Origin of the sequence: Winogradskyella litorisediminis, assembly GCF_042675765.1 — a bacterium.
Lineage (GTDB): Bacteria > Bacteroidota > Bacteroidia > Flavobacteriales > Flavobacteriaceae > Winogradskyella > Winogradskyella litorisediminis.
On the sequence record NZ_JBHTJL010000009.1, the window covers coordinates 1,038,876 to 1,064,511 of the forward strand.

The 25,636-nt window shown below is 34.3% G+C and carries 16 protein-coding genes and 1 tRNA gene; 7 read left to right on the forward strand and 10 right to left on the reverse strand.

The features are described 5' to 3' along the window. Window positions 1-48 precede the first annotated feature (48 nt). The 4 genes from ACFQ1Q_RS06995 to ACFQ1Q_RS07010 all read right to left on the reverse strand — a co-directional run bounded on the left by ACFQ1Q_RS06995 (window position 49) and on the right by ACFQ1Q_RS07010 (window position 4,702). The gene (locus tag ACFQ1Q_RS06995; protein ID WP_386129340.1) at window positions 49-519 is read right to left on the reverse strand and encodes a YybH family protein; all 471 of its coding nucleotides are present in this window, start codon (window positions 517-519) and stop codon (window positions 49-51) included. Window positions 520-559: 40 nt separating this feature from the next. Then, the gene (locus ACFQ1Q_RS07000) at window positions 560-1,660 is read right to left on the reverse strand and encodes a DUF4407 domain-containing protein (RefSeq protein ID WP_386129342.1); all 1,101 of its coding nucleotides are present in this window, start codon (window positions 1,658-1,660) and stop codon (window positions 560-562) included. Window positions 1,661-1,775: 115 nt separating this feature from the next. After that, window positions 1,776-4,334 carry a T9SS type B sorting domain-containing protein gene (locus ACFQ1Q_RS07005; protein ID WP_386129344.1) on the reverse strand — a complete coding sequence of 853 codons (2,559 nt, stop codon included), beginning with the start codon at window positions 4,332-4,334 and terminating at the stop codon, window positions 1,776-1,778. A gap of 2 nt (window positions 4,335-4,336) precedes the next feature. Continuing rightward, on the reverse strand, window positions 4,337-4,702 hold the full coding sequence (locus tag ACFQ1Q_RS07010; RefSeq protein WP_386129346.1) for a BlaI/MecI/CopY family transcriptional regulator: 366 nt from the start codon (window positions 4,700-4,702) through the stop codon (window positions 4,337-4,339). Between the two features lie 126 nt (window positions 4,703-4,828). On the opposite strand from ACFQ1Q_RS07010, the gene ACFQ1Q_RS07015 reads away from it, so the two are divergent. Then, window positions 4,829-6,001: a M28 family peptidase gene (locus ACFQ1Q_RS07015; RefSeq protein WP_386129348.1), complete on the forward strand. Its 1,173-nt coding sequence runs from the start codon at window positions 4,829-4,831 to the stop codon at window positions 5,999-6,001. Between the two features lie 9 nt (window positions 6,002-6,010). Here ACFQ1Q_RS07015 and ACFQ1Q_RS07020 read toward each other — a convergent pair whose 3' ends face one another. Then, complete coding sequence (locus tag ACFQ1Q_RS07020) at window positions 6,011-7,261, reverse strand: hypothetical protein (RefSeq protein WP_386129350.1); 1,251 nt, start codon at window positions 7,259-7,261, stop codon at window positions 6,011-6,013. Beyond that, window positions 7,262-8,650 (reverse strand): dipeptidase, encoded by a 1,389-nt coding sequence (locus tag ACFQ1Q_RS07025; protein ID WP_386129352.1) that lies wholly within the window; start codon window positions 8,648-8,650, stop codon window positions 7,262-7,264. Window positions 8,651-8,775: 125 nt separating this feature from the next. Here ACFQ1Q_RS07025 and ACFQ1Q_RS07030 point away from each other — a divergent pair. Continuing rightward, window positions 8,776-8,857, forward strand: a tRNA-Leu gene (locus ACFQ1Q_RS07030). A 52-nt stretch (window positions 8,858-8,909) separates the two neighbouring features. Here ACFQ1Q_RS07030 and ACFQ1Q_RS07035 read toward each other — a convergent pair. The 4 genes from ACFQ1Q_RS07035 to ACFQ1Q_RS07050 all read right to left on the reverse strand — a co-directional run bounded on the left by ACFQ1Q_RS07035 (window position 8,910) and on the right by ACFQ1Q_RS07050 (window position 17,726). Then, window positions 8,910-11,900 (reverse strand): alpha-amylase family glycosyl hydrolase, encoded by a 2,991-nt coding sequence (locus ACFQ1Q_RS07035; RefSeq protein WP_386129354.1) that lies wholly within the window; start codon window positions 11,898-11,900, stop codon window positions 8,910-8,912. A 64-nt stretch (window positions 11,901-11,964) separates the two neighbouring features. Then, complete coding sequence (locus ACFQ1Q_RS07040) at window positions 11,965-13,059, reverse strand: SusE domain-containing protein (RefSeq protein ID WP_386129356.1); 1,095 nt, start codon at window positions 13,057-13,059, stop codon at window positions 11,965-11,967. A gap of 23 nt (window positions 13,060-13,082) precedes the next feature. Further along, window positions 13,083-14,639: a RagB/SusD family nutrient uptake outer membrane protein gene (locus tag ACFQ1Q_RS07045; RefSeq protein WP_386129358.1), complete on the reverse strand. Its 1,557-nt coding sequence runs from the start codon at window positions 14,637-14,639 to the stop codon at window positions 13,083-13,085. 12 nt (window positions 14,640-14,651) lie between these two features. Then, entirely contained in the window at window positions 14,652-17,726 is a 3,075-nt protein-coding gene (locus ACFQ1Q_RS07050; RefSeq protein ID WP_386129360.1) for a SusC/RagA family TonB-linked outer membrane protein, read from the reverse strand. A 281-nt stretch (window positions 17,727-18,007) separates the two neighbouring features. Here ACFQ1Q_RS07050 and ACFQ1Q_RS07055 point away from each other — a divergent pair, with 281 nt between their 5' ends. The 5 genes from ACFQ1Q_RS07055 to ACFQ1Q_RS07075 all read left to right on the forward strand — a co-directional run bounded on the left by ACFQ1Q_RS07055 (window position 18,008) and on the right by ACFQ1Q_RS07075 (window position 25,634). Next, window positions 18,008-19,048 (forward strand): LacI family DNA-binding transcriptional regulator, encoded by a 1,041-nt coding sequence (locus tag ACFQ1Q_RS07055; protein ID WP_386129362.1) that lies wholly within the window; start codon window positions 18,008-18,010, stop codon window positions 19,046-19,048. A gap of 133 nt (window positions 19,049-19,181) precedes the next feature. Then, window positions 19,182-20,555: an MFS transporter gene (locus tag ACFQ1Q_RS07060; protein WP_386129364.1), complete on the forward strand. Its 1,374-nt coding sequence runs from the start codon at window positions 19,182-19,184 to the stop codon at window positions 20,553-20,555. Between the two features lie 2 nt (window positions 20,556-20,557). Then, window positions 20,558-21,232, forward strand: a complete 675-nt coding sequence (gene pgmB, locus ACFQ1Q_RS07065; RefSeq protein ID WP_386129366.1) for a beta-phosphoglucomutase — start codon at window positions 20,558-20,560, stop codon at window positions 21,230-21,232. 72 nt (window positions 21,233-21,304) lie between these two features. After that, window positions 21,305-23,611 (forward strand): glycoside hydrolase family 65 protein, encoded by a 2,307-nt coding sequence (locus ACFQ1Q_RS07070; protein WP_386129368.1) that lies wholly within the window; start codon window positions 21,305-21,307, stop codon window positions 23,609-23,611. A gap of 52 nt (window positions 23,612-23,663) precedes the next feature. Then, window positions 23,664-25,634, forward strand: a complete 1,971-nt coding sequence (locus ACFQ1Q_RS07075) for a glycoside hydrolase family 13 protein (protein WP_386129370.1) — start codon at window positions 23,664-23,666, stop codon at window positions 25,632-25,634. Window positions 25,635-25,636 lie beyond the last annotated feature (2 nt).

Below are 25,636 nucleotides of genomic sequence, written 5' to 3' on the forward strand. Positions count from 1 at the left end.
AGATAAGAATTCTTCCCCTTTGGGGAAGTTAGATGGGGCTTTGGACTTCTAACAACTCATATCCGCCACAATCTTCCATTCGCCATTAATCATTTTAAAAATGATGATAAAGACACCATCAGCATCACCGACTTCACGTTTTAGGTGGTACTCTCCCATAACCCAGTAGTTGTTTCCTTCAATTTTAGAGACATCATTAATTACAAAGTTAAGCGTTCCAGTTTCCGCCTTTGTAGGGTAACCACGTTTGTAATTATCTAATGTGTTTTGCCAACCTTTGGTAAGTCCATTGCTGCCATAAAACTTAAGCGAATCGCTTTTCCAATACCCTTGCATAAAGCCTTCAAGGTCGCCTTGGTTCCATGCGTTTTGTTGGTCATCCATAACTTTTAAAATAGCAGTTTTTGCTGTATTGTAATCTGTTTCTTCGATAACAGTAACGTCTCCAACATCTGCTCTAACACTAATACAAGCGTAAGTAATAAGTGCTAATCCTAGGGCAATAACATACTTTTTCATGAGGTTGGGTTTTATTCAGCCTAAAAGTAGTAACTAAATTTTAAAGTGCCTCTTTCTGATTCTTAAAAAAAGCATCAGCCTGTAGCTGCATTAGCTCTCGCGCTTTTTTGTGCTTATAGCTAATCACCTCTTCCTCATCGGCAATGTCGTTATAAACCTTATTGTTAATATCATTATCTGTTTTAAGTAACAGTTTACGCTCATTAACCTTCTGCATGGTCCAAGTCTTAATTGTAGTTTCTTGGTCTTGAAGTCGATAATCAAATTCGCCTTTAGGAGATAATAGTTTAGCAAAAATTGGTGAAGTTTCTATAGCTAGAAAAAGCAGAAATATAAAAAACGATGGTAACCATGGCAATTCACCTAGCGCATTAACACGCGCCATTAAACCATCAAAATTATCAATAACAGGTTGTGAATCTGCAACGTTAGTTTTTTGAGTAGTTTGTAAGTCTGCAATTTCAGTTTCTATAGCTCCAATTTTGGCTTTATTATCTGCTTTTAGTTGTTGCAATTCTGCAAGCGCAGCATCATGTTTTTCGCGTTTTTCTTTATAAACAGGCCCTTTTCCCAAGAGTTGCGTGCCTGCTGTACCTTCAGCTTCAGAAATGTAGGTGTCGTAAAGCGTATTAACTTCTGTCTCTTTGGTGTCAATTTCTGTTTTAAGAGCTACAATCTCATTTTCTAAACTTGTAATTTTTGGGGTGAATTGTTGTGCAATCTGATTTTGATTGGCCAATGTTAAATCGTTTTTCTGCTCTAATAATACTTGATTGATTTCCTTTTCAAAAATCTTAAGTTCTAAAGGTTTTGAAATTACCACAGCAATAATTATAGCTAGTATAATTCGAGGCATAGCTTGCGCTAATTCACTTAATTTATTGTCTCTTTTTTTAATTGTTGAAACTATAAAACGGTCTAAATTAAAAATAAGTAAACCCCAAACGAAGCCAAAAGCTATGGATGTGTAGAGATTATCAAAAACGGTGTAAAGCGCATAGCTTGCTGCTATGGTTGCCATAAGCGCAGTAAAGAAAACGGTGGCGCCAATGCCAGCATATTTGTTTTGCTCGCCGTTGGAGCATTCTTTTAAAATATCAGTATCTGCACCAGAGCACAGGATGAAGAATTGTTTTAGCATGATTAGTTTGATTGATGAATTAACTATTAGAACGCTAAATGTTTGGTTTTGTTACAGTTTTGGACAAAAAAAACCTCGAATGATTTCGAGGTATTGTCATGTGTAAAAAATGGATTTAGTTTTTAACATTCATGTTTTCTGCATTAATTATTAAATAACCGGCTTTTGATTCCTCTAATTCAGGTGAAGAAAATACATAATAATAAGTACCAGATGTTGGTTTGTTTGTTCCTTTTTGGGCAAATGTTTTTTCAACTGTGCCATCCCAATTATTGCTATAATTTTCTTTTGAATAGATGTTTTTTCCCCATCTGTCGTAAACTTCAAATTTGTTTTTTGAGTATTTGTTTAAACACTTTATGTTAAACGTATTTCCGTTTTTAGTATTAAAACTTTTTGGGATTTCAAGGCAATTTTTTATTGGAGTTAAACTATATATGATTTTGTTTTTTTTGCTTTTATCTATATAAGTTTTGAAAAGTTTTTTATATTCAGCTTGAAGCTCCTCAACTGTCATTTTTTTATCAGTATTATCCGAAAAACTTAGAATATTTTTTTCGCCCTCAATAAGCTTTAAATCTGCATCGCTGTTCTTTTTTAGATAAACACTGACTTCCTCAACAGTAGACACTACGTTATTAATTTTATAAATAGGTGGTTTTGTTTGGGATTTGCTTATTCTTAAAAACACTTGTCTTGTCGTATAGTCATTATTTGTAGAAGTGCTTATAATCTCTGCATTTGGCCCACCTTTACTCTTGTCAGTCTTTTTTGGAGCTGGCGGCGGTGGTGGTGGTGGCGCACCTTCGGTTAGTTTCTTTTGCTCATCTGTCATAGCTTCGTATAAATCTCTGTAGGCTTCATAGATTTCTAAGGTCATATATTTTGCATTTGCCTTATCAGATTTAATATAGGTCATCCACTCATTGTAGGCATTGATGTGACCCATAGTAAGCTTTCCTTTTGCTTGTTTTGGCATTGGTGGTGGCGGTGGTGGCGGAAAATCATTTTTATTTTTTGATTCTTTTATAACTTTTGGAGCAGGAGGTGGTGGCGGTGGCGGTGGCGGAAAACTTGGCCATGTCTCAGAATTGTTTTTCTGAGCTTTGGTCATTCTATCATAAATAGCTTTGTATTTCATCACTTCTTTGTGCTTTACAATGGCATATTCCCCGTTTTTTTCTTTTTTAGCCTTATCGTTTTGCTTGTTTATCTTTTTTGCCCAAGTATTGTATTCTGCAATTTCTTTCGCTGTTGGTGGGTTTTGTTGGTATGAAGAGATGCTTTTTTCAACTTCGTCTGCGTCCAACTGTGGGTAAGGCATCTCAACAGCTTTCTCTTTTTGTTCTTTAGTCATTCTATTATAAATGCGAAGATTCTCAACTAAGCCTTCCTCTTCTATCGGTGGCATAAAGACTGCACCATTCGGATACTCAACAAATTTACTTCTCACATTTTTAGCCCAGATATTGTAAGATGCTATTTCTTTTGGTGTTGGTATTTGTTGTTTTCCTTCTTTAATATGAATTAGAACATCACCTGATTTATCTTGTCCTTCAATTTTTATCATAAATAATTGAATGGCTTTAGGTGTCGAAGTTTCACTTAAATAGTTTTTAATGGTTTCATTGAGTTTATTTCCTTGGATAAACTCTGTCATTTTACCACTAATTTTAGCCAAAAAGGAAACTACTTCAAGATTATCACTTGTGCTTAATTCAAGATTTTTTATATCATTTAAGTTCAAGGTACACTGGTCGCAGCTTTTTCCGTTTACCAAAAGGTTTGTTGTATTCTCTAATTCAATTTCCACAATCTCGCGGTCGCTAAAACTGTAAAATAAAAGTCCTAATAGTGGCAATAACAATACCCGTAATGCCCATTTTTTCTGTTTGGATGTTTGTGTTTTCATAACTGTAAATCGTTTTTTGATGGATGAATAATCTATAGCATTTGCAAGGCTATAGTCTTGATGTGATGAATAATTAAGTAATGTGTTTTGGTATGTTGCAGGCTTAAAACCAGCTTCGATTACGGCTTGGTCTGCCAAAAATTCATGATTGAGTTTTATACGTTTTTTAAACAACCAAATAAAAGGTTGAAACCAAAAAACAATTTGCATTAATTCTATAAACAAAATGTCTAAACTGTGCTTTTGTTTGGCGTGTACTTCTTCGTGAAGTAGGACTTCTTCTGGGACTTCGTTCTTTTGGAATTTAAACTTATTCAAGAAAATAAAATTGAAAAACGTATGCGGATTTATTAAACTTTTTAGCAACACAAAAGTGATAAACGATTGCTTTTGTTTTTCGTTAGTTTTAATGGTTTTTACAATACTAAACAGGTTTTTAATAAACCTAAAACTGAATACAGCAACACCTAAAAAGTAAATTGACCAAACAATGTGTTCGAGCGTCCAAAATGAAGTTTCAATCACTTCTAAAGGTTCGTTTATAGTAAAAGGAATATTAGCGTTGCTAAAGTCGAAATCTTTGAGTGGTTCTACATAAACATATTCTGTGATGCTTAATAACGGAATGACAAACGCCACACCAACCGATGTTATTAAGTAAATACGCTTAAAACGGTGCATATTTTCTTTTTCTAAGAAGAACACGTACAGTAGCCAAAAAATAACAAGAATGGCGGATGATTTTAAAAGATAGATTTCCATGACTATTTCTTTTTAATTTCGTTATCAATTAGCTTTTTTAAGTCTTCCAATTCGGTTTTAGTTAAATCGGTCTTTTGTGTAAAAAACGACGCGAATTGAGAGGCGCTATCATTAAAAAAGTTTTTAATCAGTCCGTTTACATGCTTTGAAAAATAGTCCTCTTTTTTTACTAACGGATAATATTCTCTCGATTTTCCAAATGTTTTATAAGCGACAAAACCTTTGTCAGTCATTCTCTTTAATAATGTTGCAACTGTTGTATTTGCTGGCTTTGGTTCTGGGTAACTGTCTAACAAATCTTTCATAAAAGCTTTGTTTAGCTTCCAGAGGTATTGCATGAGTTGTTCTTCGGTTTTTGAGAGTTGCATGTTCTACGTTTTTAGATTAACTTCTACAAATGTAGAAATAAATTTTAATTCTACAAGTGTAGAGTTAAGTTATTTTTCATTTTTGAATTCTTATATTTGAAAAACAATGAACCCAAATCATTAATTATGAAACGACTTTACTTTTCTTTATTTGCTATAATTCTTAGTGTTTTTTTTGCTAATGCCCAATTTGTGCAAGACGTTGTAAATAATATTCGATTAGATAGTTTAGAGCGAAAAGTCTCTGAACTTTCTGGTGAAACAGCTTCGTCTATTAACGGAATGAGTTTTACAATTATTAATCGTGAGTATTCTGTTAACGATATGGCTGCAGAATACATTAAAGACCATTTTGAGGCTTTAAATAATATTACTATAAATGAACAATTGTTTAATGCAGGTGCAGGAATTGGAACAAATGTTATAGCTACACAAACAGGTACGTTAACACCAGGAAATATTTATCTAATTTGTGCGCATTACGATTCAGTTGATGATTTTTGTGCAGATGATAACACAACAGGTACATCTGCTGTTTTAGAAATCGCTAGAATTTTGTCGCAATACGAAACTGAGAACACGATTGTATATGCACTTTGGGACCAAGAAGAAATTGGGTTACGTGGTTCTAATTTTTATGCAGAACAAGCTAGTGCCAATGGTGATAACATCGTTGCTGTAATTAATATGGACATGATGGGATATCAAAACCAAACCTCTAATGATAATTTTTTTGATATCGATTTGCAAGATATTGGAAACTCTATACAAATTAAAGACGATTTGCTAGCACTACAACCAACTTATGCTCCAAATTTAAATCCTATTGTCGTTAATCCAGGAACACCTTTTAGTGACCACAAATCATTTTGGGACGAAGATTACGGTGCGGTTTTAGTTGGTGAGTCTTGGGAAACCAATGACCAAACACCGCATTATCATATGTCTTCAGATAGGCTTTCGACACTAGACATGCCTTACTACCATGAAATGGTAAAACTCGTAGCCGCCTATACAGCTACTAAAGCTAATATTGTAAGAGTGCTTTCATCTAATGAATTGAAAGAAAATGAAATTCGAGTTTTTCCAAATCCTGTAATTTCAGATTTACATATTGAAATGAAAAATCCTCAAGATTTAGAACTCGAATTTTATAATATTGAAGGGAAACTTATTCAAAAAAATAGTTTGAAATCTGACGTTTCTATTATCAATGTTTCAAATTTTACTAACGGTATTTACTTTATAAAGGTAAAATCTATTCAAGGAGAAAAGACCTTTAAATTTGTGAAGCAGTAAGTTAAATTACTATTGGTTATAAGGGCGTTCATTTATCCAATTAAAACCACGCGAATGTAAAGGGAATTCTTTTAAATCTTTTTTTTGTAATACAACATAGATGCTATCATTTTCAATTTCACCCCATAATTTGAGCTGATTACGATTGGGCAAATCAAACTCAAAATTAAGACTGTCTTTGCTGCTATATTGACTATAAACTGAAATTTTATTTTGAAGAGTATCTGTTTCAAAAGTATATCTTAACAACTTATCAGTCATGGTTTTAACAACAGCATTGCCTTTTCGTTCAACTAATAGATAGCGCCAACGATGAGAATCAGTTGTCAATGGCGGAATGGTATCTTTGTTTTTTATAAAAGTTTTTGCTTCCCAAATCCCATAAAGTGCAGGTCTGTGATTTATGTCACTTATATTTAGCTGTCCTAAGTAGCTTAATATACAACCAGCTATTAAAAGAATAGGAAGCACTAGCTTCTTTAAAATAGAAATAGTTTTGTGGTAACTTTTTGAGCTTATTGGATGGTAAAAATCATAAGCTTTTGTGCTTTTGTTTTTTATAAAAACAGATTGGAATCGTTTAAAATCTGTCATAAAAATAATGCCAGCCATCAAGATTAAATGAATTGAAAATAGCTTAACAGGTATGTCGAACATTAAATTCATCATTGCCACTTGTGTCATTACGCCAACGACAATAAACGCACCAAGTGTTGCTGTACGTCTCCATATGAGAAGAACACCTCCAAGGATTTCCATTATACCTGCAAACATGCCAAAACCTTTAGAATATCCCATGTAAGTCCAAGCCAATCCCATTGGTGAAAATTCACCTAACGGTTGAAGTAATTTTACAAATGATGGCGGTTGAAATTGAATTTGAAACACTTTTACAAACCCATAAAGTAACATTGCAGAAACTATAAAAAATCGTAATGCAACAATAAACCAATAAAAGGCTTTATTATATTCCTTTTTGTTTCGTTGTAAAACTGTCCATAAAACGGTAAAAAATAGAGCTAGAATTAAATTAAAAAAAAGGGTAATGTAAGCATAAGTATTATCGCCGCTACCATAACCACTTACATCGTATTCATAAGTAAATCCTAAAAATGTTTTACCAAGCCATCTAAAAGGTACTTCAAATAAACTACTGGTAAACATCAACACCATGTAGAGCAGAAAGTATGAGAAAATAAACCTAAAAATGAGTTTACTTCTCAATGACCAAACTTCTCTATACGATTGACTTATTAGCATTTACTGTTTTAATTCCGTGAAATACTTATAAAAATAAGGAATAGTTTCTATACCTTTTAAATAGTTCCAAATACCAAAATGCTCGTTAGGCGAGTGGATGGCATCACTATCTAAACCAAAGCCCATTAGTATAGTTTTGCTTTTTAATTCTTGCTCAAAAAGAGATACAATTGGTATGCTTCCTCCGCTACGTTGTGGTATTGGTGTTTTTCCAAAAGTTTTCTCATAGGCTTTTGAGGCAGCTTTATACCCAATGCTATCTATAGGTGTTACATAACCTTGACCGCCATGATGAGGCGATACCTTTACGCGGACGCCAGCAGGAGCAATCTTCTCAAAATGTGTTTTGAATAGTTGGGTGATTTCTTGCCAATCTTGGTTAGGTACTAAGCGCATCGAGATTTTTGCATAGGCTTTGCTAGCGATGACTGTTTTTGCGCCTTCACCAGTGTAGCCACCCCAAATTCCATTGACATCTAGAGTTGGTCTAATAGAGTTACGCTCGTTTGTAGTATAGCCTTCTTCACCATAAACAGCATCAATGTCCAAAGATTTTTTGTAGGCTTCTAAAGAGAAAGGTGCTTTTGCCATTTCAGCACGTTCTGCATCCGAAAGATTTTCGACTTTATCGTAAAATCCTGGAATTGTGATATGATTATTTTCGTCATGGAGTGAGGCAATCATTTTCGTTAAAACATTAATCGGATTTGCTACCGCACCACCATATAAACCAGAATGTAAATCGCGGTTTGGCCCTGTAACTTCGACCTCAACATAACTTAAACCACGAAGTCCAGTTGTAATTGAAGGAACGTCTTTGGCAATCATTCCCGTATCAGAAATGAGAATGACATTGTTCTCTAATTTTTCACGATTTGCTTTTACAAAATGCGAGAGATTAACACTGCCAACTTCTTCTTCACCTTCAATCATAAACTTAACGTTACAAGGTAAATCGCCCTGTGAAGTCATATACTCTAAAGCTTTAACGTGCATATACATTTGGCCTTTATCATCGCAAGCACCTCGAGCAAAAATTGCACCTTCGGGATGCAAATCTGTATTTTTAATTACAGGTTCAAAAGGCGGTGAGTGCCACAAATCTAATGGGTCTGGCGGTTGTACATCGTAATGTCCGTAGACTAATACTGTAGGTAATTTTGGGTCTATAATTTTTTCGCCGTAAACAATAGGAAAACCTTCGGTTTCGCAAATTTCTACACGGTCACAACCTGCCTTTTTTAAGTTGGTTTTTATGACTTCCGCAGTTTGTATAGTTTCCTTTTTGTAAGCAGAATCTGCACTTATAGAGGGTATTTTTAGAAGCTCAATGAGCTCATCTATGAATCGTTGTTTATTTGAAGTGATGTAAGACTGAATGCTAGACATAATTTATAATTTGTGTGTCTAACAAAAATAAGAAAAGCTAAAGGACTATTTATTGTTTTAAAGCTATTTGATTATTGAAAACATTGTTTATATTTGCATCCCGATTTTAAAGAATTGGTAGTCTTGCGGATGTGGTGGAACTGGTAGACACGCTAGACTTAGGATCTAGTGCCGCGAGGTGTGCAGGTTCGATTCCTGTCATCCGCACAATAAAAAAAGCTTCTCATTTTTGAGAAGCTTTTTTGGTTTAAACTTTTAATTATTGTTTAATAAGTTTAAAGGTTTTTGTTCTGTTTTCTTTTGTTGCAACATTTACTAAATATATGCCAGCTTTTAAGTTTTCTATATTAAATGCAGTATTGCTTGAAAAATTACCTTTAAAACTTTGGATATTTTTTCCTGTGATGTCAAAAATGCCAACTTGAGATACATCTAAATTAATAGAGAATGAAGTTGATGCAGGATTAGGAAATAATTTTATATCATCTAAATTAAAATCGGTGGTGCTTAGTGCTTGCGCAGGAGCATTACCAAAAATTCTAAATTCGCCCGCAGGAATACTAATTTGGTCACTGGTATTTGTAACATTAATAAATGTACTTCCTGTTTCGTCCATTAAATCATACCATTCTCCTGTGTAAGGAAAATCTGGGGTTATATTTTGACTCGCAACTGCAAAATTTGCCAAAACTACTACGTTCAATAATTCTGTACTACTTGAATTTCCGGGATTGCTATTGTCAAAAACATAAATTCGTTGTCTCAAATTGTTACCATTGGGACTAATAGCATAGTCTTTTTCAAAAATTGGTTCATTGATTTTAAGAGCAATCAATCTAGAATATGCATCATAGATTTCTGATCTATTTGGGTCAGTTAACCAATTTTCAATCCATTGTGGTTGAGGTTTTGTATCTAACTTACAATCACCTGGAGATGGATCGTCATCCGTGTTAACAGAACCATTACTACAAGTAAAAATTGAATTATCCATTCCTAAATCTCCAAAATGCCATATCATTTTTGGCCCAGGTACTGAAAATAAAGTTGCAGCAACAGTTGCAGCTCTTTTTGAAGCATTAGCTAAATTACCTTGGGCTGGTGCAGATCCAAATGGATTTCCATTTTGAAGTGTATAGTACATTACTCTTTCCTCATCATGGCTTTCGGCATAACCTAAAAGTCTTTTTCCCTGAAAACCTCTACTATTGTGACCTACGCCAGTTAAATCCCCAGAAGCGCCGTTATTTGTCCCATTTGGGTCGTTGGGATACCCTCTAGATAACACGGAGTAAGGGTCTGTCATTTTTCCCCACATCATTATTCCTTTACCTTCATTAAGTCTGTAATTTGCCCACTGACTTTCCTCATTGGCATCTCCTAAATGCTCAAATATTGTATAATGTGTTGGGTCTAAAGACCATGCATAATCAGCATAACTTCTCAAAATATCAATTCTATCTTGCTGATAGGTATTTGTACAGTTGTCATCACCACCAGAACAGTTTTGCGTAAATCCTTTGGTTAAATCCCAACGAAAACCATCAATTTTAAATTCTTCTACCCAATGTTTAATCACACGTTCTACGTATTGATTTACGATAGGATTTGTATCGTCATTTGAACTAGCCGAAGGTGTGTTAGGTAATTCTTCTGTATGGCTAAAATCGTAACCCACATTAAAACTATGTTTGGCATTAACATTAAAATATGGGTTTTCAATACTTGGGTCGCCCCAGCCATCACCATCTGGGTCAGTCATCCACATACGCACCCAAGGATTTCTTCCAAAGGCATGATTTAAAACAACATCTAGAATAACGGCTATCCCGTTTTGATGACATAAGTCTATAAACTCTTTTAATTTGTCTTCAGTGCCATAAAATTTATCTAATGCCATATGAAATGAAGTATTATAACCCCAACTTTCATTGCCTTCAAATTCCATTACTGGCATTAAATGAATAGCGTTTATATTTAAACCTTTAAAATAATCAATTCTATCTATAAGGTTTTGATAGTTTCTATTCGCATCGAAATCTCTTACTAAAACTTCATAAACGACTAAATCTTCAATTTTTGGTTTTTGAAAATTATTGACTTGCCAATTATATTCTGGTTTAGCCGTTTGTAAAACGGTAACTTCTCTGTTTTGCCCTGCCGGATAAGCTGGAAGATTAGGATAAGTTGAAGCTGGAATAAAAGGATCATCAAAATTTGATAAAACTAATGTTGAATATGGGTCTGCAGTTTTTACTAACGACGGAGAGTTTGCTATAGGTGTTTCGTCAACTACCCAATATTGATAGGTGTAAATTTGCCCTGGTGAAAGGTTTGTAAGCTCTAAAAAAAATAAATCTGAACCAGTAGAGCTATCTTTTTTCATAGCAAAAGAACCTGTTGGTTGGTAGTTGTTAAAGCTTCCTGCTACATAAATGTAATCTTTACCTGGTGCATTTAGCACTAAAGTAGCTTTTGTGTCGTCATTACTGTCATAGTTAATACCTTCAATCAGTCCGCTTGGTATAGTTTCGCTTACTGTACTAGGATTTAAAACCGCTGTTACTGATAATGTTCTTACCTCTGCACCTTGAGTAATCGTTAAGCTATAAGCTCTATTTGTATTTATAGATGTATCGGTATATGAAAAGGTTTCAACATTATTGGAGACAATTGGTGTTCCCCCATTTATTGACAATGAATAATTAGCAAGTCCGCAAGTATTTGATGCAGATATAGTAACATTGTCACCGCTTGAGATTATTAAAGTATTTGTAGATGGAGAAGTTAAGGTTGCTGTAAAAGCAGACTCTCCTATACCAACTTCTATATCTTGTGACTGACCGTCATTACCATCTTTAGGTTTTACTAAAAATCCGATGTTTCCAATATCCGAAGTACCATAAAAAGTTTGAGGAGTTAAGGTAAACGTATATATATCGTTTGTTGAGTCAAATGTAAAACGGTTTGCTTCGTTTGAAGAAGTCCATGCACCATTTGAAGGCGCATTTATATCGTTGTTATTTCCAGTATCACTTACTGTATTTCTCCAAGCCCAAAGATACAAGCCATTGTTTGCTCCATTTGTAATTCCCCATGGTGCTTCATCAAGGCTTGAGCCTTGAATTGTTATAGTAATAGAATCATCGACATCAAACGAACATGGAGATATTTCATAAATAACATCTTGTTGTTGTGATGTGCCTAGTTGATAAATAACTAAACATATTATAAGTAGTATTCTTTTCATAGCTCAAATAGTTATTAAAAAAAAGGCTGTACGAATACAGCCTTTTTAAAATTTATTTTATCTATTACTGTAAAGTAATAGTTTGTGTATATGCTCTTGGATTACTTAAATCTAATTCTACTAAATAAGTCCCTGAGCTTGGTACTGAGAAGTTACCTCCGCCATAATCTAAAGATCCGTTGTCATCTCCATCAGTTCCGAAATTTAAATCCCAGCCATCATTAGCTCTAAATTTATATTCTCCAGCTGCATCTAATGCTATGGTAATTTCCCATTTACTTGTAGTTTCATTATAAGTCATATCTTGGTCCATAACACCATTATCTGGCCATCCTGCAGGTGTTGCACTACCTGTAATAGCCCAGCTAGTTCTCTGAGCACTGTATGTCAATGCATCTGTATCTGCTTGTATGTAATAATAACCTGCGCCAGTACCAATTTGAATATTACTTTCACCTTCTTGGATTAATGTTCCTGAGAAAGTACCATCGTCACCATAATCTCCATCAAAACTTTCGTTTGTTGGTAAAATTTTGAATTCGATAGCAGCTTCATTCATATATACATAACCTTCAAAATCTGTTTCACCGAATCCAGATGCTGAGATTGGAACTGCATTTGCTGGTGTCCAGTTATCTCCATATCCACTTGCTGATAGAAAGTTTCCAACTATAAATACCATTGGAGCTTCAGTAGTGTATGGTGTTAATGAGAAAGTCACAATTTCTGAAAATGTAGCTTCACTATCATTTTGTCCTAGGCTAGATTTAATTCTTAAATCAACATCTGCAGCACTAAAAGGAGTTAATTGTAATAAGTCTACTGCAACTCCGTTCAATTGAGAATTTGTCCAAGCCAAAAAAGTTTCATTAGTGGTACCTGCATCAATTGGGTTTGCAAAATCTGTTCCTGAATTTGCTAATTGAACTGTGTACTGTATTTCAGTCGGGACATTGTAAATAGCATCATCCCATACTACTGTAGTAGCAATTGCATCTGGATTTTCAATATCTAAGACTATGCTTGAGCTTGCCGTTGGTAAACTAATTTCTGCAGGCCTCGATGCAGCAGATTCAATCACAAAGTTGTCCTCTTCTTGGCAAGAGTTAAAACTTAATAACGCACAAAGCGCTAATCCTAATATTTTTATGTTTTTCATGATAATTTGTTTTTTTGTTTTTATTAAAAACCTGGGTTTTGAGTTAAGTTTGGATTGGCTTGTATAGCCGTTACAGGAATTGGAAATAATTTATAGCTTTCCGGAATGGCATTGCCGTTAGCAGTACCACCTTTCCAAGGCCAAATATAGTTACCACCTGTAAACATGTTAAATCGAATTAAATCAGATCTTCTATGACCCTCTAAGTTTAATTCTCTTCCTCTTTCGTCAATAATAAAATCTAAAGTAAGCTCTGACATACCAATTGGGTCAGCAAAAGATCTTGTTCTTACTTGATTTACATAATTAAGAGCTTGAGACATAGTGGTGTTAGCCGCACCTCTTAAAGCTAATTCTGCGTAGATTAAATAAGCATCAGCCAATCTGTAAAAAGGAAAATCTGTTGGTGAAAAATCTAAAGGGTTTCCACTTCCGTCAGAAAAAGTGTTTCTATATTTTATAGACGGATAGCCGTCAGTCCAAGTTCTGTAATCTGTCATTGTAAACTGATGTCCGTCTGTCCAAAACAAGCTAGCTCTCACGTCATTGGAAGCTGCAAGTGCATTTGCACTGTTTCCAAATAATCCGTACCAAGCTTCCGTTGCTCTGTGTCCAGTCCATCCTTGTGCAGCACCAAATTGAGATAAAGGCATTGTGTCAGCACTCAAATTTCCGTTAACTAAATACGTTGTGTTTCCAAAACTTTGACTTGTTAATGGCTCAGCAATTAAAGGGAAAATTATCTCTGGAGAAGCATCATTATCTGCAGAGAATAATCTTACAAAGTTGTTGTCTAAAGTATAACCACCTTCGTTGATTACTTTGTTAACATAAATTGCAGCATCATCCCATCTAGGTGTACCAGTATAAATTTCAGCATTAAGATACAATTTAGTTAAGAGCATATCTACAACATAACGATTAGCACGACCATAATTACTTGTTGTTCTAATTACTGGTTCAATGGCTAATAACTCTGACTCAACATAGTCAAACAGCTCTTGTCTTGATGCTTCAGGTAAAAGTTCAGATTGTCCGAAATTTTCATCAGTAGCTAATACACCTTTCCCAAAAACATCTATAATATTATAATAGGCAAGAGCTCTTAAAAAACGAGTTTCTGCTACAATATTTTCTTCATCAGGAAAGTCTGCAGTTTGCAAAACTTGTAAAAAATTATTACACTGAGGAATTGTAAAATAGGCTCTGTCATAGAACAATCTAAAAAATTTATTGTTTCTATCCCAGTTAGATGTTGTAGTTAGTTGATCTAAACCGTCATCTCCCCAACGATTCTTCATTCCGTCAGCCGTGAAATCTTGTAGATTAATAATTGCTCTTAAAAAAGCACCTTCTCCCGCATCTGGACTTACGATATCCGAACTACCTGGACCACTTGGTCCAGTTAATGCGAAAGAAGCATAAAGTCTTGACACTAGTCCTTCAACCGCATTCGGGTCTGAGGCTAGTAACTCCTCTAGCGAAAGCTCTAACAACGGAGCTGTCTCTAAGTCATCACTGCAGGAGTTAACTCCAAACAGGATAACACATAGTAAAATTAAAATTCTATTGTTTTTCATAATCAATTTTTTTTAGAAATTAAAGTTAAGTCCTAAAGTATAAGCTGTAGGTCTTGGGTAAAAATTTCGGTCAATTCCTCCAAAATTTTCAGGATCTTGCCCAGAGTAATCTGTAATGATAAATGGATTTGTTACAGCACCATAAACTCTTACTGTACCATCTTTTAAAATATTATCAAAACTATACCCTAAAGCAATATTATCGCATCTTAAAAATGAAGCGTCTTCTAAATAATAATCTGAAAATTGTACGTTACCATTAACGTTGTTAATAGTTGGATTAGCAGAGCCATCAAAAAAGTTCAGAACATTAGTTAAGTTATTTTGACTTGAAAATACTGCGCTTTCAGTAAAACCATAATTTAATTGAGCAAAGTTATATACATTTCCTCCAATTTGACCTCTAAAACTTGAACTTAAATCCCATTTTTTGTAATCAAAATTTAGACCAAAACCAAATGTCCAATTAGGAGCTATTTGCTTAAAATAACGGTCATCATCAGTAATAACATTATCACCGTTACGATCTACAAAAGCATTAGGAATCGGGTTTCCTGCTTGGTCATATAATTGCTTAAAAACAAATGCACTTCCTGCTTGCTGACCGACTGCGTGTCTAAATAAATCTCCACCAGTACCTCTTAGGCTACCTCCAGCATTAATTTCCGTTAATCCATTTAAATCTGTAACTTCAGTTTTATTATATGATAAATTTGTATTCAAACTAAAATTAAAATTATCAGTAGAAATAGGAACAATATTTAAATTTAATTCAAAACCTTCACTTTCTGTTTCACCTACATTATCAATAAAAGCATTAGTTAATGCTTGACCAGGCGGCACAGGTGTAGTTGCTAATAAATCTACTGTATTTCTTTTATATATGTCAAACGAACCAGATAGAAGATTGTTTTTGAAAAACGAAAAATCTAAACCAACATTGTACGTTGTTGATTTTTCCCAAGTCAAATCTGGATTAAATGGCTGTGCTGAGTACAAAGAAGAATTTGGTAAATATTGACTATTAGCATCACCAGTTAAGAATAATGGTATAGAAGGATAAAAACCAACTGACCCAGTAATATCTTGTTGTCCTGTTTCACCCCAACTCAATCTTAATTTTAAATTTTGAATAAAATTTGAGCCCTCTAAGAAAGATTCTTTATGTATTTGCCATGCTAATGCAGCAGCAGGGAAGTAACCCCAGCGATTATCTTCTGTAAACAAAGAAGAACCGTCAGCTCTAAATGATGCTGTTAACAAGTAACGGTCACCTAAACTAAGATTACCTCTTACAAAATAAGATTGAAGATTTAAAACGTTTAAATAGCGATTATTTGGATTTGCAGGATTTACAAATGGTTCTCTTACTCCAGTAACTAAATTATACTGAAAACGTCTTTGGTTTCCATCATTCTTAAAGTTTTGATATGCATAACCTGTCTGAACATCAAAACTATCAATAAACCCAGAATCATAGAACTTTGCATACTTCAAATAAGCGTCAAACGTTGTATTAGTAATTCTTTGATTTTCTTCAAAATTTACACCTGGATTAAATACAAAATTAGAATTGATGTCACTGTTGTTTGCATTAAATCTGTAAGTTTCAAAAGCATTGTCTGTAAAGATTTCAGAAATATTTGCATCAGATGCATCTAATCCAAAATTAACTACTGCATTTAATTCAGGAAGGAAAGGCATTTTGTAATCAAATTCAACATTTCCTAAAAAACGTCTTACGTTCTCAGGACGTTCTCTTTGTTCTAATCTAGCCAAAGGATTAGATTGAATAATCCTTCTAAAATTTCCATCGTCAAAAGTTGTTAGATAATAACCTCCAAATCTATTATCAGAAGAGAAATCATAGATAGGTTTTGTAGGGTCAAATGATAAGGCTTCACCTATAGCGCCACCAGCATCAACAGCATTTTTAAACGCAAAAATGGTTTTTGCATTAAAGTCAATTTTTAAGTTATCATTTAATAGTGTTGGCGTCAATTTTGCAGAAAGCGTAACGCGTTCATAATTATCATTAATAACAACACCTTCAGCTCTACTTAAACCAACAGATGCTCTAAACGGTATTTCTTTAAAGAGGCTTGCTCTAGCGCTAAAATTATGATTAAAACTATTTGCTGTTCTTAAAATAGCATCACGCCAATCAGTGTTGTATATATCTCTGCCGTTTAATGTTTGGCTTATAGACTGGTTAGCATTTACACTTCCAGCTGGTACACCCAGTTGTCCGGCTCTGTTTGGGTGAAATTGCTGAATGAATTGCGTGTATTCTTCACCATTCATTACATCTAGGCCATCTCCAGCAGAACTTACTGTATAATCAGTAGAGTAGTTAAATTTAGGTTTTCCAGATGTCCCTTTTTTAGTGGTAATAATAATTACACCGTTTGAAGCTCGTGATCCATAAATCGCTGTTGCAGAAGCATCTTTTAAAATAGAAAAACTTTCAACATCGTTTGGATTTACTAGCGTTAAAGGGTTAGAAACACCTGCTGGATTATCATTTCCAATCGGCACACCATCAATAACTATTAAAGGATTGTTTTGAGCGTTTAATGATGAGCCACCACGAATTCTAATATTTGGAGCAGAATCAGGAGAACCTCCATTGTTAGTGATTCTTACACCAGCAGCTTTACCATTTAATAATTGATCAGTAGAAACAATTGCACCTCTATTAAAATCTTTTTCAGTAACTACATCTACAGAACCAGTAGCATCTTTAACCGTAGTAGAACCGTATCCAATAATAACAATTTCGTCTAATTGGGCAGCATCTTCGGCTAGAACCACATCTATAGTGTTACTACCTTCGACCGTGATTTCCTTTGTAACAAAACCAACATAAGAAAAAACAAGTACATCTCCAGTGTTTGCGTTGATGGTATATTTACCGTCAAAATCCGTATTTGTACCAGTTGTGGTACCTTTAATTAAAACGTTAACGCCTGGCAACGGTGCCGAGCTAGAGCCATCAGTTACAGTACCTGTAATTTGAGTTTGAGCAAACAGCGTTGCTGGCACAAACAAAAGGCAAAACAAAATGGCATTTAAGAATGTTTTCATAAATAAATTTTAAGTTAATTGCGTTAGATTTTTTAACAAAATTTTCACTTCTCGGGTTAAATCTATGTAAATTTAAGATCACTAATCTGTTAAAAATCAGTTCAACCTTTACGAAAACGTTTGCGTGTTAAAAACTTTTTCTGAAAACTTAAATTCTGAATATAATTTGGGAATAAATGAGAAATTCTTAATCAAAAAGACAATTAATTATCAGGTTTGCATTTTCAAATGATTCATACAAAAATAAAAATTGAAGTATTTTAGTGAAATAAATAAAACCTATGAAAAGAAAAGTAACCTTAAAACAAATAGCAAAAGAATTAGATGTTTCTATTTCAACTGTTTCTAAAGCTTTGAGAAATAGTGTCGAAATTAGTGAGGATACAAAGCAAAAAGTACAAGCTTTTGCAAAGTTGTATAACTATAAACCTAATAATATTGCCTTAAGTCTTAAAAACAGAAAAACCAATACTATTGGTATTATCATTCCTGAAATCGTACACCATTTCTTTTCAAAAGTAATTCGGGGTGTGGAGTTGGTAGCAAACCAAAGAGGCTATAATGTAATTATTGGCTTATCTAATGAGTCATTTTCTAAAGAAGTGATTAATATGGAAATGCTTGCAAATGGCAGTATAGATGGCTTTATTATTTCTCTCTCAAAAGAAACACTACAACTACAAGATTACCATCATTTCAACGAAACTATTAATCAAGGTATGCCCATTGTAATGTTTGATAGGGTTGTAAACGAAATCAATTGCGATAAAGTAATTGTTGATGATTTTGAAGGGGCTAAAAATGCTGTCGAAAAACTAATAGAAAACGGCTGTAAAAAAATAGCGTTAATTACAACTAAAGACTACGTAAGCGTAGGTAGATTGAGAACTCAAGGTTATATTGAAGCTCTTAAAAATCATCATCTAGATTTAAAATCTGAACTTATCCTGAAGCTTGACGACAATATTGATTACGAAGTAAACTTGGAGGCTTTAGTTAAAGAAATTGAAAATTTATTCAAATCAAATAAAAAAATAGATGGCATTTTTGCTGTTAATGAGCTTTATGCATTAACCGCAATGCGTGTGGCACAAAGACTTGGCTATAAGGTACCAGATAACTTACAGGTTATTGGGTTCACTGATGGAGTATTGTCTAAACACTCCACGCCAAGCTTATCTACAGTAAGTCAACATGCACAATTAATGGGCGAAAAAGCAGCTGGATTATTAATTGATAAATTAGAAAGCGCCGAAGAAGATGAAACCTACCAAACACAAATTATAGCGTCCGAATTGATTGAGCGCGAATCAACGAAGTAGTGTTAATTTATTTGGCTGTATCATATTCTTTGTTACATTTGTAGCAAATCAAACACTTATTTTCACTTCTCACCCGAAAATAGTTTTGATAAGATAAGCTTATCAGAATAGTAGTAATCTAATACATACTATAATGAAAAAGCGTATGCTAGGTTTCTGGGAAATTTGGAACATGAGTTTCGGTTTCTTAGGAATTCAATTTGGCTTTGCCCTTCAAGGCGGCTTCATGTCTCGAATATTTCAAACGCTTGGCGCAGCAAAGGATGATATTCCATTATTGTGGATTGCAGCACCTTTAACAGGTCTAATTGTACAGCCAATTATTGGTTATTTAAGCGACCGTACATGGAGCAACAAATGGGGCAGAAGAAGACCTTATTTTTTAATTGGAGCTATACTTAGTTCGTTAGCTTTATTTTTTGTACCCTATTCACCTGCACTTTGGATGGCAGCTGGTTTTCTTTGGATTTTAGACGCATCTATAAATGTGTCAATGGAGCCATTTAGAGCATTGGTAGCCGATAAATTAAATGAGTCACAGCGTACTTATGGATTTGTAGTCCAAACATTGATTATTGGTATTGGTACTTGGGTAGCAAGTAATTTACCTTGGTTGGTTTCTCAATTAGGAGTCAGTGACTCAGCAGCATTAGGCGTTGTTCCAAATTCCGTAAAAGTTGCTTTTGCCATTGGCGCTTTTGTATTTTTAATTAGTATTCTTTATACGGTTTTTACAACTTCAGAATATCCTCCAGAAGACATGGAAGCCTTTGAAGAAGAGAAAAAACAAAAAAGCCGATTTATTTCTGATATTGTTGAAAATATTGGTAATATGCCAATGACCATGAAAAAATTGGGCGTTATTCAATTCTTTAGTTGGTTTGCCTTTTTTACAATGTGGAGTTTGGCAAATCCAGCATTAACCGAACATGTTTTTAAAACACCTGCTCCAGTTGAAGCAGATTTTAATATGGAAGTCCAAACCGATAAAGAGGCATTTGATATTCAAAATACAGCATTTCAAAAATCTTCAAATTTGGTTGGTTCTGCAATGGGAGTTTACGGATTGTCTTCAATGGCATTTGCATTAATATTAGTAGTATACACTTCAAAACGTAGATTGAACCGAAAGTATACGCACATGATAGCACTTGCAATCGGTGGTGTTGGCTTTTTAATGATGAAATATGTTTCGCCAGAACAACTTAAATACTGTTTTATATTAATCGGAATTTCTTGGGGAAGCATTCTTTCTATGCCTTATGCTATGTTGTCAAGTTCTGTAGACGAGAAAAAAATGGGAATGTTTATGGGTTTATTCAATATGTTTATTGTAATTCCACAAATTATTGCTGCTTTAGGTGGTGTAAATTTTGTTTCAGGTTTATTAGGAGAAGAAGCTATTAATGCTATGACAATTGCAGGAATTAGTCTACTTATTGCTGGCATTTCAAATTTATTAATTACAAACAAGTCGGCGATATCGTATCAGCCTTCAGAAGCTTAAAAATGAATAAAAAAGGATTCATATTCGACCTTGATGGTGTCATCGTAGATACCGCAAAATACCATTTCCTTGCATGGCGAAAATTAGCCAACGGGTTAGGTATAGATTTTACGCACAAAGAAAACGAACAACTTAAAGGCGTTAGCCGTGTGCGTTCTCTAGAAAAAATATTAGAATGGGGAAACAAATCCATTCCAGAAGAGGAGTTTACATCATTAATGGCAAAAAAAAATGAAGAATATTTAGGCTACATTAACGAGATGGATGCTTCAGAAATTCTTCCAGATGTAGAACGGGTTCTTAACTTTTTAGCTGAAGAGCATCAAGCGATTTCCCTTGGTTCTGCAAGTAAAAATGCACGACCAATTTTAGAAAAAGTTAATCTGATAAGTCATTTTCACGCCATAGTAGATGGTAATGATGTATCAAAAGCAAAGCCAGACCCAGAAGTGTTTCTTATTGGCGCAAAACTATTAAATAAGCAGCCAGAAGATTGCATTGTTTTTGAAGATTCAGTAGCTGGAGTACAAGCAGCAAATGCGGCAAACATGATTTCCATTGGTATCGGAGAAGAAGAGGTTCTGCACGAAGCAGACTATGTATTTAAAGATTTTACTGAAATATCTAATGAATTTTTAGGTCAGATAATTTCAGAACAAATAAAAAAGAATAACTGATAAAATATGATAGCTAATACTCGTATCTAAAAGTGATGCGATTTTAAAACTATCATTTAAGATCTTATTAAAATGAATAACAATTATATAAAAGCAAATCCGTGGTCCATCATTGAAGAAGGTTGGGATGCAAGCCGAGTAAAATCATCGGAAAGTTTGATGAGTCTTGGAAATGGACAAATGGGACAGCGTGCCAATTTTGAAGAACACTACTCAGGTGCAACCTTTCAAGGAAGTTATGTTGCAGGTGTATATTACCCAGATAAAACTCGAGTTGGATGGTGGAAAAACGGCTATCCAGAATATTTTGCAAAGGTACTAAATGCACCAAATTGGATTGGTATAAACGTACATATCAATGACGAACGATTGGATTTGGCAACTTGCAAGAACATTGAAAACTTCCGTAGAGAACTCAACATGAAAGAAGGTTGGTTATCTCGAAGTTTTACAGCAACGCTTCAAAATGATGTTACTGTAAAAGTTGAAACCAAACGTTTTTTAAGTTTAGATATTGACGAAGTCGGAGCGATAGAATATAATATCACACCTTTAAATTCAGATGCTAACATTAAATACGCACCATTTTTAGATAATGGCATTACTAATGAAGACTCTAACTGGGACGATAAGTTTTGGGATGTAGTAAGTGTTGACTTTAAAGAAGACCAAGCGTATATCGTATCACGAACTATGAAAACAGATTTTTACGTCTGTACATACATGAAAAACGAATTAGCAATCGACGGTAAAACAGTTGAAAAAGAGCCAATGGTCGATGCTTACAAAGACATGATTTCTTTTGCTTATGTTAATGACGTTGCAAAAAATGAAACGTATACTATTACTAAATATGGTGGTTATAATTCAGATAGAAATCACGACAGAAACAAATTAGTAGACGTTGCAAAGGCCACATTAGATAAAGTCTCTGCAATTGGTTTTAACGGGTTATTAGAACAACAAAAACAAGCTTGGGCAAACATATGGAACATGAGCGATATTACCATAGATGGTGATGTTGCAGCACAACAAGGTATTCGTTTTAATATATTTCAATTAAATCAAACCTATTTAGGAAAAGACGCTAGATTAAATATTGGCCCAAAAGGGTTCACAGGCGAAAAATATGGCGGAAGCACTTATTGGGATACAGAAGCCTATTGCATTCCGTTTTACATGGCAACCAAAGACCAAAACGTTGCCAAAAGCCTATTAGAATACAGATACAATCATCTCGAGAAAGCTATAAAAAATGCCAAAAAATTAGGGTTTTCAAATGGTGCGGCATTGTACCCAATGGTAACCATGAATGGTGAAGAATGTCACAACGAATGGGAAATAACCTTTGAAGAGATTCATAGAAATGGTGCCATTGCATTTGCAATTTTTAATTATTACAGATATACAGGAGATTACAGTTACGTACCAGAAAAAGGCTTAGAAGTACTTATCGGAATTGCCCGTTTTTGGAAACAACGTGCCAACTTTTCTACAGCAAAAAACAAGTACGTTATACTCGGTGTAACAGGACCAAATGAATACGAAAATAATATCAATAACAATTGGTACACCAACTATATTGCCAAATGGTGTATCGATTATGCCTTAGAAAATATTGATAAAGTAAAGTCTGAATATGTTTCAGATTACAACCGTATCATGGAAAAAGTGAAGCTTTCTAAAGACGAATTGTCTCAATGGAAAGCGGTTGCAGATAACATGTATTTTCCGTTTGACGAAAAGCACAAGGTGTATCTTCAGCAAGATGGTTTCTTAGATAAAGAATTAATAACAGTAGCAGATTTACCAAAGTCTGAAAGACCAATTAATCAAAAATGGTCGTGGGATAAAATTCTGCGTTCACCATATATTAAACAAGCAGATACGCTACAAGGATTTTACTTTTTTGAAGATCATTTTTCTACTGAAGAATTAGAGCGTCATTTCGATTTTTACGAGCCATTTACAGTTCACGAAAGTTCATTATCACCTTGTGTACACAGTATTCAAGCGGCCAAATTAGGTCGAATGGACCAAGCATATGAGTTTTATCTAAGAACGTCGCGTTTAGATTTGGATGACTATAATCACGAAGTGGAAGAAGGCTTACACATTACCTCAATGGCTGGTACTTGGATGAGTATCGTAGAAGGTTTTGGCGGAATGCGTGTAGTTAATAATACACTGTCGTTTGAACCAAAAATCCCAAAACAATGGGAAGCATTTTCGTTTAAAGTGAATTTCAGAAATCAAATTTTAAAAGTAAATGCTTGTCAAGGTCATACGCATTTTGAGTTAGAAGGCGATAAAGATTTAGAAATTTTGGTCAACGGAAAGTCGGTAGTTTTATCGGCAAATACTTTAGTTACTGTATAGCAAAATAAAGCCTTACAAAATATTTGTGAGGCTTTTTTAATTTTTGAGTTTTATGAAAAGATATCATTTCGCAATTATTAGTATTCTTATTGCTTTGTGTTGTTTTTTGACGGCTTGTCAAGATTCTGAAAAGACCACGAAAGAAAAGAATCAAATGCAGTTGGTGCTTCAAAATGATATCGAGCGTTTTGAACCACCTAATTGGTGGATTGGCTTTAAAAGTGATAGCCTTCAGTTGTTGGTAAAACATGAAAATATTTCTGACTATTCTCCAAAGGTTGAAGCTTCAGAAATTTCAATTCAAAAGGTTTCAAAAGGTAATAATAGCAATAACTATTTATTTATTGACTTAGATATTTCAAAAGCAATATCTGGTAAATTCAATATAAAATTTGAAAAAGAAAATGCTGAAACACTCATAGCAACCTACGAGCTAAAAGAACGACAAAAACCAGCTGAAGATTATGTTGGTTTTAATAGTAGTGACGCCATCTATCTGATTACACCAGACCGTTTTGCTAACGGAAATATCGAAAACGATTCGCCGTTAGGCATTGAAGGCCAACCCGAATTGTTAGAACGTACCATTGATAGAAACGACGATTACGCACGTCATGGTGGAGATATTTCAGGCATTATTGAACATGTAGATTACATAAAAAACTTAGGTTTTACAGCTATTTGGCCTCAGCCAATGTTAACTAATGACATGCAACGAGGCTCTTACCATGGTTATGCAATCACTAATTTATACCAAATTGACCCACGATTTGGAACTCTAAACGAATACCAAAATTTATCGCAAAAGCTTCAAGAAAATGGTATGAAGCTCATTATGGACCAAGTGGCAAATCATTGCGGATTAGAGCATTGGTGGATGAAAGATTTACCATTTACGGATTGGGTAAACCTTCAAAAAAACTTTGAAGACAATAAAAATAATTGGAACAATTCTTATACCATAAATTCAAACCATAGACGCACCACAAATCAAGATATTTATGCTTCTAAAGCAGATAGAAAAGGCAATAATGAAGGTTGGTTTGTTGCCACAATGCCCGACTTAAATCAGCGTAATCCGTATATGGCAAAATACATCATACAAAATAGTATTTGGTGGATAGAAACTGCGCAATTAGGTGGAATTCGTCAAGACACATATCCGTATCCTGATAAAGAATTTATGAGTAATTGGGCTGGCGCGATTATGACGGAATATCCTAATTTTTCAATTGTTGGCGAAGAGTGGAGTTACAATCCGTTGCTTATTGGCTATTGGCAAAAAGGTGCAAAAAATAAAGATGGTTACGATTCAAACTTAAAATCTACTATGGATTTTGCCATGCAGCAAAAAGTTGTAGCAGGTATTAAAGAAGACGAATCTTGGGACAAAGGTTTGGTTAAAATTTACGAAGGCTTGGCTAATGATTTTCATTACGCGAGCCCAAAAGATATTATGGTGTTTCCAGACAACCATGATATGAGTCGCATATTTACTCAAATGGATGGCGATGTTGAAGACACAAAAATGGCTTTGGCAACATACGCGACACTACCTCGAATTGTGCAAATGTATTACGGTACAGAAATACTAATGAATGATTTTAAAAAACCAGGCGATCACGGATTAATACGCACCGATTTTCCTGGTGGTTGGCAAGAAGATTCAGTAAATGCATTTACTGGCGATGGTTTATCTGAAGAGCAAAAAGACGTGCAGCAATTTGTAACTAAATTGTTTAATTATCGTAAAAACAGTAAAGCCATACATGAAGGAAAAACTGTGCACTTTGCTCCATTTGTTGGTACTTATTTTTTATACCGAACATTTGGTGATGAAACCGTAGTTTTAATTCTGAATAAAAATGAAAAACCAATAACAATTGATTTGAACTATCAATCTGAAATTGGTTTAAGAGGAAAAACCTTAAAAAATATAATTACAGGAAAAACTCAAAAATGGGTTGATGTGATTGAATTAAAATCAAAAGGCGTTAGCTTATTGACAACAAAACTCGATTAAAA